We start from the raw sequence: 13103 nt of genomic DNA on the forward strand, positions 1-13103 counted from the left end.
TTGCTCCGCTCCGCAAGCGGGGCCAGATGGGTTAACCTTTCAGTGTTCGTTGTAAGTTATTGAGACCATGCCCAATTTTTCCATGCGCGATTCCGAGAACCGCCACCGCAGCATCTACCTGCTGCCGAACGCGTTCACCACCGCGGCACTGTTCGCGGGCTTCTATGCCGTCGTACAGGCCATGAACGACCGCTTCGAAGTCGCCGCCATCGCCATTTTCGCGGCCATGGTGCTGGACGGCATGGATGGCCGGGTCGCCCGCCTGACCAACACGCAGTCCGCCTTCGGCGAGCAGTACGACTCCTTGTCCGACATGACCTCCTTCGGCGTTGCGCCGGCACTTGTCATGTACGAATGGATCCTGAACGACCTGGGCCGCTGGGGCTGGCTCGCCGCCTTCGTCTACGTGGCTGGCGCCGCGCTGCGCCTGGCCCGCTTCAACACCAATATCGCCGTGGTCGATAAGCGCTACTTCCAGGGCCTGCCCAGTCCGGCCGCGGGTGCCCTGGTAGCGGGCTTCGTCTGGCTGGCGGTGGACAACAAGCTGCCCATCCATGACAGCCTGATGGCCTGGGCGGCGTTCACGCTGACCATGTATGCAGGCATTTCCATGGTGTCGAACGCGCCGTTCTTCAGTGGCAAGAGCTTCGCCCTGGGCCGCAGCGTGCCGTTCTGGGGCATCCTGCTGGTGGTGGCGGTATTCGTGTTCGTGTCCAGCGATCCTCCGGTCGTGCTGTTCGGCCTGTTCGTGCTGTATGGCCTGTCGGGCTGGATCATGTGGGCCTGGCGCTGGAACCGCGCGCGCCGCCTGACGCAGGAACGCCGCAGCCAATCCTCCTGACCCGCGGCAGCCTTGCCGCCCAAAACAAAACCCGCCGGATGGCGGGTTTTGTTTTTCTGGGGCGCAGGAATCAATGCCACATGAGCCGGTCGTCGTCGTACATGGGGTCCGGGCCGGGATGGAAGTGCGTCAGCCTGTTGCCGTCGCGGCTCATGTACACGTACATCAGCGAGTTCCAGACGCCGTTTTCCTTGTAGCGGTATGACCAGACCACCTCGCGTTTTTCACCCAGGCCGGCTTCCTCGATCTTGGCGGGCGGGCCGAATTCGCAGCGCACGCGGTCGGGGCCCCATTCGCCTTCGCTCAGGACCTTGAAGTGCGCGTCCGTCAGCAGCGGCACTACCGGACCCACGCGGCCGTCGGCGCCGACATTGGTGCCCCAGGCGTACTGGCCCATGGGCTGCTGGGTCCAGATCACGCGCCGCCCGCCATTGGCTTGCGGGCACTCGAAGTTGGGCCGGCCGAACTGGGCCTGCACGTCGGCGTAGGGAGTGCCGGGCGGAATCTGGGCCATGTTCGCGCACGCCGCCAGGGTGGCCAGCGCGGCGGCGGCCAGCGCGATGCGGGCGCCTCTGTAATATTTAGACATGCTTCTCTCCTGATGTCGGATTGCGGCCCGCAGCGGGGCGGGCACCCGTCACTGGGGTAATTTTATCGAATCGGCTATAATCATCGAGCTTTATCAAGTGTATTGATTTTGCAACATCCTTTGCGCTGGCCGCAGAGCGGGTCCAGGTATCAGGTCCCGGTGTCGAAACACCGCGTCCACAACCGGGTTCCAGGCTTCTGTTTGAGTCATCAATGGCAGCAGTGAGAAAGCGAATTCAGCCAGGTTCGCGCAAAATTTTTTCCAAACCACGTCAGGGCGCCTCGGCCCTGTCGCATGTCCGAAGAGGTCATAAATGTCTGTAGCTGACATCAAGAAATCCGATATCGTCGCGCAATTCCAACGCGCTCAAGGCGATACCGGCTCCCCCGAAGTTCAGGTGGCTCTGCTCACCGCCCGTATCAACGAACTGACCGGTCACTTCAAAGAACACATGAAGGACCATCACTCGCGCCGCGGTCTGCTGCGTATGGTCAGCCGTCGCCGCAAGCTGCTCGACTATCTCAAGGGCCGCAATCCCGATTCGTACCGCGCACTGATCGAAAAACTCGGTCTGCGCAAGTGATCGACGGGGCTGGCTCCCCATGACGCAATAACCGTGGTCGGTGCGACGCATGTCGCGACGGCCACGGTTTTTCATTTGTAAGGAATAATCGTCATGTTCAATAAAGTGACAAAATCGTTCCAGTACGGCCAGCACACGGTCGTCCTGGAAACTGGCGAAATCGCTCGCCAGGCCTCCGGCGCCGTGGTGGTGTCGATCGAGGACACCGTCGTCCTGGCCACCGTCGTGGCTTCCAAGAAGGCCAAGCCGGGTCAAACGTTTTTCCCGCTGACCGTTGACTACATCGAGAAGACCTACGCCGCCGGCCGTATTCCGGGCGGGTTCTTCAAGCGCGAAGGCAAGCCCTCCGAGAAGGAAACGCTGACCTCGCGCCTGATCGATCGTCCCCTGCGTCCGCTGTTCCCCGAAGACTTCTACAACGAAGTCCAGGTGGTCATCCACACGCTGTCGGTCAATCCCGAGATCGATCCCGACATCGCCGCCATGATCGGCGCCTCGGCCGCGCTGGCCATTTCGGGCATCCCGTTCAACGGCCCGATCGGCGCCGCGCGCGTGGGTTACATCGATGGCCAGTACGCCATCAACCCGACCGCCTCGCAACTGAAGTCGTCCAAGCTGGACCTGGTTGTCGCCGGTACCGAAAACGCCGTGCTGATGGTGGAATCGGAAGCCGACCAGCTGTCCGAAGAAATCATGCTGGGTGGCGTGGTCTACGGCCACCAGCAAATGCAGGCCGTCATCAACGCCATCCACGAACTGGTCAAGGACGCCGGCAAGCCCGATTGGGACTGGCAAGCTCCTGCCAAGGACGAGGCCCTGATCGCCGCGGTCACCGCCGCTGCCCAGGAAGGCCTGAACGCCGCCTACCAGATCCGCGAAAAGCAGGCCCGCACCACCAAGCTGCGCGAAGTGTCGGCTGACGTGTCGGCCAAGCTGGCTGCCGCCGCCGCCGAAAAGGGCGAAGCGCTGCCGGACGCCGTGACCGTCGACAACATCATGTTCTCGCTGGAATCGGCCATCGTCCGCGGCCAGATCCTGAATGGCGAGCCGCGCATCGACGGCCGCGACACCCGCACCGTGCGCCCCATCAGCGTGCGTCTGGGCGTGCTGCCCCGCGCACACGGCAGCGCGCTGTTCACCCGTGGTGAAACGCAAGCGCTGGTCGTGGCCACGCTGGGCACCAAGCAAGACGAACAGATCATCGACGCGCTCATGGGCGAGTACCGCGACCGCTTCATGATGCACTACAACATGCCTCCGTTCGCCACCGGCGAAACGGGCCGCATCGGCGTGCCCAAGCGCCGCGAAATCGGCCACGGCCGCCTCGCCAAGCGTTCGCTGATCCCGCTGCTGCCGGCTCCGGAAGACTTCCAGTACACGATCCGTATCGTGTCGGAAATCACCGAGTCCAACGGCTCGTCGTCGATGGCTTCGGTCTGCGGCGGCTCGCTGGCCATGATGGACGCCGGCGTGCCGGTCAAGGATCACGTGGCCGGCGTGGCCATGGGCCTGATCCTGGACGGCGGCAAGTTCGCCGTGCTGACGGACATCCTGGGCGACGAAGATCACCTGGGCGACATGGACTTCAAGGTTGCGGGCACCGAGAACGGCGTCACCGCACTGCAGATGGACATCAAGATCCAGGGCATCACCAAGGAAATCATGCAAGTGGCGCTGGCTCAAGCCCGCGAAGGCCGCCTGCACATCCTGGGCAAGATGAAGGAAGCGCTGGACGGTTCGCGTGGCGAGCTGTCGGCTTTCGCTCCCCGCATGCTGACCATCAAGATCAACCCCGAGAAGATCCGCGACGTGATCGGCAAGGGCGGCGCCACCATCCGCGCGCTGACCGAAGAAACCGGCACGCAGATCGACATCTCCGACGACGGCACGATCGTGATTGCCAGCGTCGACGAAGCGCAGGCCAAGGAAGCCCAGCGCCGCATCGTCGAGCTGACCGCCGACGTCGAAGTGGGCCAGATCTACGAAGGCGCCGTGCTGCGCCTGCTGGATTTCGGCGCCATCGTGCAAGTGCTGCCGGGCCGCGACGGTCTGCTGCACATCTCGGAAATCGCCAACTACCGCATCGCCAACATCAACGATGTGCTGAAGGTCGGCCAGCAAGTCCGCGTCAAGGTCATCGAGGCCGACGACAAGGGCCGCCTGCGCCTGTCCATCAAGGCCATCGGCGGCATCGAGCAGCAGCAAGCCGCTGCGGCTCCCGAAGCTGCCCCGCAATCGGAACCGCAAGCTGAATAAGCCTGCTTGACCGACAGCATGAGACGGCGCCTTCGGGCGCCGTTTTTCATGGACCGGCAGCGGCCGCGGTGGCCATGCCCGATTCATCTTCTTGCTTCTTCAGGCCCCGGACATCTCCCAACTGCGGCTACCTTCCTGTAAAGTCTTGCGCGAGAGCGCAGCCCCCCGATTGCGGAGGACGGCATGCGCGACGTGGCAAAAGGGGGAAACGGATGGGCAAGGCATGACGGCGTGGGCCAGACCCGCCTGTGCCGCGGCGCTGCTTGCGGCGCTGCTGAGCGGCTGCATGAGCAGCCCCGGACCGGGGCAGGGCAGTCCCAAGAGCGAAGACATGTCCGCCGACCAGTTCGGCCAGACGGACTTCAACCGCACCGTCACGCTGGAGGTGCGCGACAACCTGGCCAGCCTGTACGTCCTGCTGGACAAGCTCTACCGCCGCAATCCGCGCGAATGGCGCAAGACTGGCGCGCCTGACCTGGCCAAGGCGGTGTTGCTGGTCAAGCATTCCATCGAGGTCCGCATCCCGCCCAAGGACCTGGCGGGCCTGCGCGACATCCAGATCCTGGCGGTAGCCCTGGACCCCAACTATTCTGGCGACCGGGTCGGTGCCTTCATCTACGGCCTGGCCGACACCATCATCGCGGCGCACAACGGCAAGACCCGCCTCTACGCCACCGACGCGCTGGATGGGCAGCGGGTCTACAATGCCGCACGGAACGTCGAGGCAGCCGCCTGGCTGTTGGCGTCGCGCCGCAACGCCCAGGGCGAACCCTTGCTGCTGGCCAATGAAATGTCCCAGAACGCCACCAACCTTAGCTTTGAACGCGAATTCGGCGCCATCATCGGCCGCCTGGATCTGATCGCCAATCTGCTCGGTGAGAACACGCGGCGTATCGGGATCAACTACGCGCAGGGCCTGCTGCTGTTCAATTTCCTGCCGGTGCGCTAACAGGATTTCCACCGTGATCGATATCGCCTCCATTCAGACCGCCCGCGAAAACTTGCGCGGCCAGGTGCTGAAGACCCCGTTTACCCTGTCCCGCACGCTGTCCGATATCTTCGGCGCCGAGATCTGGCTGAAGTTCGAGAACCTGCAGTTCACGGCTTCGTTCAAGGAGCGCGGCGCGCTCAACCGCATGCTGACCTTGTCGGAAGCAGAACGCGCCAAGGGCGTGATCGCCGTGTCAGCAGGCAACCACGCCCAGGGCGTGGCCTACCATGCCCAGCGCATGGGCGTGCCCGCCGTGATCGTGATGCCGCGCTTCACACCTACCGTCAAGGTCGCCAACACGCGCCGCTTCGGCGCCGAAGTGGTGCTGGCCGGCGATACCTTCGACGACGCCAAGGCGCGCGGCTACGAGCTGGCGCAGGAGCGCGGCCTGATCATGATCCACCCCTATGACGACGAGGCGGTCATTTCGGGGCAGGGCACGGTGGCGTTGGAAATGCTGGAAGACCAGCCGCAGCTGGACACCCTGGTCATCGCCATCGGCGGCGGCGGCCTGATCTCCGGCATCGCCACCGCTGCCAAGGCGCTCAAGCCGGGCATCGAGATCATCGGCGTGCAGACCGAACGTTTTCCTTCCATGTACGCGGCGGTCAAGGGCGTGACCATGCCGCAGGGCGCGTACACCATCGCCGAAGGCATCGCGGTGAAATCGCCGGGCGCGCTGACCCAACCCATCGTGACCCAGCTGGTCGACCGGCTGGAGCTGGTCAGCGAAAGCGATATCGAGCACGCCATCGTGGTGCTGCTGGAGATCGAAAAATCGGTGGTCGAAGGGGCGGGCGCTGCGGGCCTGGCCGCGCTGCTGCGTGCGAAGGAAGAAGGCAGCGACCGCTACCAGGGCAAGCGCATCGGCCTGGTGCTGACTGGCGGCAATATCGATCCCCTGATGCTGGGCGAATTGATCGAGCGCGGCATGGTGCGCGCCGGCCGCCTGGCCCGCATCCGGGTGGACCTGCGCGACCTGCCGGGCGCGCTGGCCCATGCCACCAAGCTCATCGCCGATGCCCAGGCCAACATCACCGAAGTGCACCACCAGCGCGCCTTCACCTCATTGCCGGTGCGCAATGTCGAAGTGGATTTTGTGCTGCAGACGCGCGGCCATGAGCACATCCAGGAAGTGATCGAAGTGCTGAACGCGGCGGGCTTCGCCGCCAGCAATCACGACCACTGAGGCTGCGTGCGCGGTTCAGGCGGCGCCGCTCTGCGCGGCGTCGCGCGCCAGCAGGTTCTTCAGGCCGTACAGCCGCTCGCGGTGCAGCGTGGCCGATAGCGGCTCGGGCTCGCGGCCCAGGGCCACGTAGTCCGCGGGCACCTGCGCTGCCGCCGCGCGGATGGCGTCGGGAGCGGCCTGCCACCACTGCGTCAGCATGCGGTCGGGGTTGTAGACATCCAGCCCCTGGCGGCGCAGTTCGGAACGGTTGAAATCCTTCAGGTTCCAGGTCAGCACCTGCACCACCGGCGGCTGCTGCAAGCCGCAGCGCGCGCGCCGCGCCAGGCCGGCTGCGATCACGTGGAAATCCTTGGGGTCGCTGTAGCGCAAGGAGGCCTCGTACACCTGCGTGTCCGCTTCGCGGGCGGCGGGGAAACGGGCATTCATGTCGTCCCACATTTCCATCATCACTTCTGGCGGGATTTCCCAGATGCGCGAGGCGTTGCGGCGCCATTCCTCGCCGATGCGCTCGGTCCAGACCGGCGTGTACACGCCGGCCTCGGCCAGCCTGAGCAGCAGGCGGCGCAGGATGCCGGACATAAGGACGCAGGCGTCGAGGACGATGAAGGGCGGGGAGGCGGGAGCGGCGGTCAAGTGAGGTCTGAAGCCCTGCCTATGGAGGCTGCGCCGTAAGGAGATCGGGGCGGCGGGCAGGGCGGGAAAAAGAAAAACGAGGCGCAAGAATAACGTTTTTGGGGGCAGCCGGGGTGGGGGACGGGATACGGCAGGTCCACGCCTGGCGCCTTTCAGCGTCGCCAGGCGGTCCTCCTAACCCAGTTCGGCGCGCACAGCGTTGCAGTGGCTCACCAGATTGCGCCGCGACACCAGGCACTGCTTGAGCGGGGTGTCGATGGCGTAGAAATAGATATTGGCGAGAAAACCGTACAGGCCCGCATCCACGCTGCCGGGATTGGCGCCGAACATGAAACCGTTGTCTCCCAGCAGGCTGGATATGACCTCCAGATCGGCGACGCCGCGGGCGTAGGCGTCCTCGGGCGCATAGCGGCCGATGCCCTGGTAGTGGTAGCGCTGGAAATTGTATTGGCGGGCGGCTTCCAGTTGCTCGGGCGTGACGTCCGGATGGGTGTCCAGCAGCGCCTTGCGGAAGGTCGGCCAATAGCGGTCGTCGCGCCAGCGTGAATAGGACATGACCCAGTACAGGTCGTCCAGCGCGCGGCGCACCAGCAGGTCCTGCCGCTGCTGCACCGGCGTGAGGGAGCCGTCGATGGTCAGGTCGTACTGGCGCTTCAGGTACGCGATGATGGCGTCGCTGTCGCCGATGCGCAGATCGCCATCGGCGATGTAGGGCAGTTGGCCGCGCGGAGCGGACTGCACGTCGAGCGTATGCCGGTGGTCGAACGGCAGCCGGCACAGCTTCAGGAAGGCGTAGATCTTCAGGCCGTAGGGGTTGTTGTCTTCCAGCCCGTAGAGCCCGGGGTACGAGTAGAGGGTGATCATGGCGCGCTCCCTGGTTACCGGTCTAGCTTAGAACGGCCGAGGGATTTTTGCGCGCATCAGTTTGGCGAGGCAGGCGGTTCGCCGGCTTGCGACGAAGGGGGGACGCCTTGCCTGTTGCGGGTGGTGCCCGAGACCGGAATCGAACCGGTACGGCCGCGAGGCCGAGGGATTTTCTTACCACTTCGGCTTTCGCCGCCAGCGCGGTTGCGCTGTTCGTGGTCTGGAGCACGCCTTCACCTTAGCCTTCTGGCCTTAGGTGCCCGCCGTCTGCTCTCTACACCTTCCCCGGTCTGCGACCAGGGCTTGGCTCGGCGTTGGCTCGGAACGGGTCCAGGGCATTCGCCGAGTTTGACGGGCTACACCTTTGGAGTTTCCCCCAAAGGGCTCAAATTAGTTCAAGTCCCTTGTGTCTACCAATTTCACCACTCGGGCGTTGCGCGGCCCCGGAAGGGCCGGCAGCGGGCGAGACTATACCATCCCGGCGTCAGGGAGCCGGAATGCGGGCCCCTGGGCGCTGGCGCTCAGGAGACGAAGCGCACGGCAGGGCGCGGGCGTTCATCCACCGTCAGCGAGAAGACGTCGGGGCGCGAATAGTGGCCCACCACGTCGAAGTCGTAGCGGGCGCGCACCAGTTCCGCCATGTCGATCTGGGCGGTCAGCAGGCCGGCCTTGCCGCGCAAGGGACCCGCCAGCACGTCGCCCAGCGGACCGACGATGACCGAGCCGCCGTTGATCAGCGGCCGGTTGGCATCCCAGCCCGGCACGTCCTGGCCCAGCTCGGCGGGCGAGGGCTGCACCTGGCAGGCGCTGACCACGAAGCAGCGGCCTTCATGGGCGATGTGGCGCATCGAGCATTGCCAGATGTCGCGCTCGTCCACGGTGGGGGCGCACCAGATTTCCACGCCCTTGGCGTACATGGCGGTGCGCAGCAGCGGCATGTGGTTTTCCCAGCAGATGGCGCCGCCGATGCGGCCGGCCCCGCTGTCGACCACCGGCAGGGTCGAGCCGTCGCCCTGGCCCCAGATCAGGCGTTCGGTGCCGGTGGGCATGAGCTTGCGGTGCTTGGCGGCCAGGCCGGTGGCGGGTTCGAAGAACAGGGCGGTGCAGTACAGCGTGTTGCCGCCGCGTTCGATCACGCCCACGACTAGGCTGGCGCCGGTGCGCTGCGACAGGGCCGCCAGTGCCTCGGTTTCGGGGCCGGGCACGTCGATGGCGTTTTCGTAATAGCGGGCAAAGGCTTCCCGGCCTTCGGGCAGGCGATAGCCCAGGCGGGTGCCGAAGATCTCGCCCTTGGGATAGCCGCCCAGCAGTGCTTCGGGCATGACCACGAGCGAGGCGCCCGAGGCGGCGATTTCGCTTTCGTAGGCCAGGATGTCTTCCAGGGTGCGGGCGCGGCCTGCGGGCGAGGAGCCGATCTGCAATGCGGCGACGGTTTTCGTGGTCATAGTGGGGGCTCGGGTGGGGTAGGAACAGGCTTCAGTGTCGGACCGGCTCTAAAATCAATCAATCCTGGTCAGAGATAAATGATATGAACCAGATTGATATCGAATCGGCGGACCTGAACCTGCTCAAGGTCTTCGAGGCCATCTACGACGAGGGCGGAGCCGGGCGCGCCGCGCTGCGCCTGGGCGTGACGCAGTCGGCCGTCAGCGCGGCGCTGGGGCGCCTGCGCGGTCTCTATGGCGATCCGCTGTTCACGCGCACGGGCCGGGGGCTGACGCCCAGCCTGCGGGCGCGCGAGTTGCGGCCCGTTATCGGCGAGGCGCTGGACAAGTGCCGACAGAGCCTGTCGCTGGCGCGTCCAGGCGCGGCGGGCTTTGCTGGCAGGTCAGTCACGCTGGGGCTGTCGGATGATTTCGAGATTGCCCTGGGCCGAGACGCGATCCGCGCGCTGGCGCAAAGCGCGCCCGGCCTGCGCATCATCTTCCGGCAGACCCACAGCCGGCTGGCGGCCGACATGCTGATGGCACGAGAGGCTGATCTGGTGATCGCCTCGGGCGGACTGGCCGCGCATGCCTTGCAGCGCGTGACGGTCGGACAGGGGGGCTATGCCTGCCTGCTGGATCCCGCCAGCCTGGCCCCGGGGCAGACGACCCTGTCGCTGGAGGAATTCGTCCGCCGCCAGCACGTGCTGGTGTCGTCCGGTGGATTCATCGGCGTGGTGGATGAAGTGCTGCACGGGCTGGGACTGACGCGGCGGGTGCAGGCCTCAACCACACATTTCGCGGCGTTGGCGTTCCTGCTGCCGGGCAGCGATGCCCTGTCGACCCTGCCCGCGCATGCGGCGCGCGGTTTGGCCGCGGCGTCCGGCTTGCGCATGCTGCCTTGCCCGGTAGCCATGCCGGGGTACGCCATCGAAATGGGCTGGCGTCCCGACGCCTTGCGCGACGAGGCGGTGGCGGCGGCGAGGCGCGGCTTGCTGGGCTTGTTGAACGGCTATGAATGGGAGTGCGCGGCGTAGGCGCGCGGCCTACTTGCGCCCGAACAGCCGGCCCAGCAGGCCGCGCGGCGCGGCGGCGGCCTGTTCCGCGGCCAGGGCATTGTTCAAGGACAACTCCTGGTACTGCGGCTTGCCATTCTGTTGATAGGCTGCGGCAGCCTGGCGATAGGCCACGGCGGACTCCGCGTGACGCTTCATTTCGCCATAGGCCTGGCCGCGCGAAAACAGCGCCCAGCTGCGGTACTCCGGATCCATCGCGATCAGGCGGTCGCAGGCCGTCAGCGCTTCGTCGTGGCGCTGGGCCGCGATCAGCGCGTTGATGCGTTCGGCGTGCAGGGCGCCTTCATCGGGCCAGCGCGCCATGGCGCGGTCGGCGTCGGCCACCGCCTCGTCCGCCCGGCCCAGATGGGTCAGCGCTTCGATGCGGGCGCGGCGCCACTTGAGCCAGTCCGGATCCAGCGAGATCGCTACTTCGGACAGCGGCAGGGCTTCGTCGTGACGCTCCAGCCGGTTCAGCATGTCAGCCGCATTGCCGGGCAGGAAGTCGTTGTCGGGCGCCAGCTCGTAGCCCTGCAGGTAGTACACCAGCGCCTCGTCCCAGTTGCGCTGGTCGCGCTGCGCGTTGCCGGCCACGAAAAGCAGTTGGGCATCGCCGCTGGTCATCGGATCCAGCCCTTGCAGCGCCTGTTCGGCCAGTTCCGGATCGCGGCTGCGCACGTACTCGCGGGCCTGTTCCCTGCGGCCTTCCCAGCCGTTTTCCGAGAGCGCGTCCAGATGCCGCCATAGCGGCACGGCTTCGTCCGCGCGGCCCAGCCGGTGCAGGGAGCGCGCCTTGCCTTCCAGGGGCCAATCCCAGTCGGGCTCGCGGCGCAGCAGGCTGGTCCATTCCTCGACCGCGTCTTCATGGCGTTCCAGCGCTTGCAGGCACGAGGCGCGGTTGTGCTGGATGGCGTTCTGCTCGCCCAGAATCGTGCGGGCGCGGTCGAACATCGCGATGGCGTTGCGCAGGTCGCCCAGGCTGCGATAGGTATTGCCGGCGTCGTACAGGAACATGCCGTTGCCCGGCGCCAGCGAGGTCGCGCGCCGGAAATGGGGTTCGGCTTCGGCGTGGCGTCCGGCATTGGCCAGGTTGGACGCGATGTAGCAATGCGGCGCGCCGGCGGATGGACGCAATTGCGCGGCGCGGGTCCAGCATGCGATGGCCTCGTCCAGGCGGCGGTCGTTGATCAGCAGATAGGCCTGCGCCATCAGCAGCCCGAAGTGCGAGGGTGCGCGCTGCTGGGCGTCGCGCAGGATGCGCCAGGCTTCCTGCCGTTCGCCCGCGTTGTAGAGCGCGGTGCACTGGACGCGGATGGCGTCGCCGCAATGCGGGTCCAGCGCCAGCGCCCGGTCCAGATCGGCCTGGCGCGCGGCATGGGCGTTGCGCTTGTCGTGATAGCGGGCGCGCAGCGCCCACATCAGGGCGGAGGCGGGCTGTTCGCGCAGCCCCTGTTCGCACAGCGCCAGCATTTGCGCGTGCTCGTCGCCGTCGTCGGCGCGATGGATGGATTCGATCAGGCTGGACATGCGCGGGATTCCGTGTCGGGACTAGGGTGCCGAGGCGCCGGCTTCGTGGCGGCAGCTGTAGGGGCGGTCGGCGCGCGGGATGTCGTCGCTGCCGCACTGCCAGCGGCGGATGCCGCCGCCCTTCTTTTCCGAGCGCAGTTCGGGCAGGTAGACCAGGTGCTTGCCGCCCAACGCGGGGGCGTCGGCGGTGCCGGGCTCTCCGGCGATGGTGAAGCGCAGCACGCCGTTGACCGGATTCAGGGTCAGCGCGCTGAAGCCGCTGCTTTTCAACGATTCCGGAGTGACGCCAAGCGCCGCCATGTCCGGGGCGTAGGCCCCGGTGCGCCGGTAATGGTTCTCGGCCAGCATGCGCACCGGTTGCGATACCAGGTCCAGGTGGATCACCTCGGCGCGCAAGGGGTTGTCTTCCTGCTTCGAGTCCATGACGATGGCGCCGATGATCATGCCGCCCGCGACCAGCGCCAGCACGCCCAGCACGGCGAAGATGAACTTGCCCGCGCCCGTGATGGAGCGGGTCTTGGCGATGGCGGGCCGGATGGCTCGCGGGTCCGCCTGGCTGGAGACCACATAGCTGCCCGAGATCCAGTTATGCATGGCGCGGTCGCCGAAGATGGTGCGCTGGATGCGGTAGAAGATGCCGGGCAGGGCAAGATTCAGCACGTATTTCATCAAGTGGCGCCAACTGGCGCGCAGGACGCCGGGATTGTCGCCATTGCGGTTTACGACGCGCAGCTTCAGCAGCCGCTTGCCCGGGGACCCGCCGCCCCAGGCGTCCATCAGCGCCGGCAGCATCAGGCCGATGAAGCCGGCGGCCATCGCCAGCAGGACGGGGCGCGGATCGCCAGCCAGCGATTCGTAGGTCAGGTTGGCGGCCGTGCTGAATCCGATCATCGCCGCTACCATCACGGCGGCGTCGATCGCGGTGGCGCCCAGCCGGGGCCAAATGCCGGGGAAGACCGGCGCATTGCCGGCGCGGGCCGGGGCGGGCTTGGCCGTTTTCGCCGTCTTCGCGGCAGGCGCGGCCGCAGCCGGGGCGGTCAGCGGCGCGTTGCAGCTGAAGCACAGGGTATTGGAGGCCGGATTCTGCCAGTTGCAGCGGGGGCATTGCATGGGCGGCGGTGGCGGCGCGAGAAAGCCGCATGAGCGTGGGG

Annotated in this window: 12 protein-coding genes; 6 read left to right on the forward strand and 6 right to left on the reverse strand. The window is 66.3% G+C overall.

The window, feature by feature from the left end; genetic code table 11:
• Positions 1 to 67: 67 nt before the first annotated feature.
• Positions 68 to 841 carry a CDP-diacylglycerol--serine O-phosphatidyltransferase gene (gene pssA / locus AC6LKD_RS14415; RefSeq protein WP_013391930.1) on the forward strand — a complete coding sequence of 258 codons (774 nt, stop codon included), beginning with the start codon at positions 68 to 70 and terminating at the stop codon, positions 839 to 841.
• A gap of 70 nt (positions 842 to 911) precedes the next feature.
• Here the strand turns inward: pssA and AC6LKD_RS14420 are convergent, their stop codons facing one another.
• The gene (locus AC6LKD_RS14420; protein ID WP_013391931.1) at positions 912 to 1430 is read right to left on the reverse strand and encodes a hypothetical protein; all 519 of its coding nucleotides are present in this window, start codon (positions 1428 to 1430) and stop codon (positions 912 to 914) included.
• A gap of 313 nt (positions 1431 to 1743) precedes the next feature.
• On the opposite strand from AC6LKD_RS14420, the gene rpsO reads away from it, so the two are divergent.
• The 4 genes from rpsO (at position 1744) to AC6LKD_RS14440 (ending at position 6449) form a co-directional block, all read left to right on the forward strand.
• A complete protein-coding gene (rpsO, locus tag AC6LKD_RS14425) occupies positions 1744 to 2013 on the forward strand; it encodes a 30S ribosomal protein S15 (RefSeq protein ID WP_006223612.1) in 270 nt (89 codons plus the stop codon).
• 93 nt (positions 2014 to 2106) lie between these two features.
• On the forward strand, positions 2107 to 4269 hold the full coding sequence (pnp, locus tag AC6LKD_RS14430) for a polyribonucleotide nucleotidyltransferase (protein ID WP_013391932.1): 2163 nt from the start codon (positions 2107 to 2109) through the stop codon (positions 4267 to 4269).
• A 223-nt stretch (positions 4270 to 4492) separates the two neighbouring features.
• Positions 4493 to 5218, forward strand: coding sequence for a hypothetical protein (locus AC6LKD_RS14435; protein WP_013391933.1), 726 nt, complete (start codon positions 4493 to 4495; stop codon positions 5216 to 5218).
• A gap of 13 nt (positions 5219 to 5231) precedes the next feature.
• Positions 5232 to 6449, forward strand: coding sequence for a threonine ammonia-lyase (locus tag AC6LKD_RS14440; protein WP_013391934.1), 1218 nt, complete (start codon positions 5232 to 5234; stop codon positions 6447 to 6449).
• 15 nt (positions 6450 to 6464) lie between these two features.
• Here the strand turns inward: AC6LKD_RS14440 and AC6LKD_RS14445 are convergent, their stop codons facing one another.
• The 3 genes from AC6LKD_RS14445 to AC6LKD_RS14455 all read right to left on the reverse strand — a co-directional run bounded on the left by AC6LKD_RS14445 (position 6465) and on the right by AC6LKD_RS14455 (position 9391).
• Entirely contained in the window at positions 6465 to 7028 is a 564-nt protein-coding gene (locus AC6LKD_RS14445) for a PIN domain-containing protein (RefSeq protein WP_498116609.1), read from the reverse strand.
• Positions 7029 to 7256: 228 nt separating this feature from the next.
• Positions 7257 to 7946: a glutathione S-transferase family protein gene (locus AC6LKD_RS14450; RefSeq protein WP_498116592.1), complete on the reverse strand. Its 690-nt coding sequence runs from the start codon at positions 7944 to 7946 to the stop codon at positions 7257 to 7259.
• 521 nt (positions 7947 to 8467) lie between these two features.
• Complete coding sequence (locus AC6LKD_RS14455) at positions 8468 to 9391, reverse strand: carbon-nitrogen hydrolase family protein (RefSeq protein WP_498116593.1); 924 nt, start codon at positions 9389 to 9391, stop codon at positions 8468 to 8470.
• Positions 9392 to 9474: 83 nt separating this feature from the next.
• Between AC6LKD_RS14455 and AC6LKD_RS14460 the strand changes: the two genes are divergently transcribed.
• Entirely contained in the window at positions 9475 to 10407 is a 933-nt protein-coding gene (locus AC6LKD_RS14460; protein WP_013391938.1) for a LysR substrate-binding domain-containing protein, read from the forward strand.
• Between the two features lie 9 nt (positions 10408 to 10416).
• On the opposite strand, the gene AC6LKD_RS14465 is transcribed toward AC6LKD_RS14460, so the two are convergent.
• On the reverse strand, positions 10417 to 11952 hold the full coding sequence (locus tag AC6LKD_RS14465) for a tetratricopeptide repeat protein (RefSeq protein WP_498116594.1): 1536 nt from the start codon (positions 11950 to 11952) through the stop codon (positions 10417 to 10419).
• Positions 11953 to 11973: 21 nt separating this feature from the next.
• On the reverse strand, positions 11974 to 13062 hold the full coding sequence (locus AC6LKD_RS14470) for an RDD family protein (RefSeq protein WP_498116595.1): 1089 nt from the start codon (positions 13060 to 13062) through the stop codon (positions 11974 to 11976).
• Between the last annotated feature and the right edge of the window lie 41 nt (positions 13063 to 13103).

This window comes from Achromobacter sp. D7-1, from assembly GCF_059760445.1.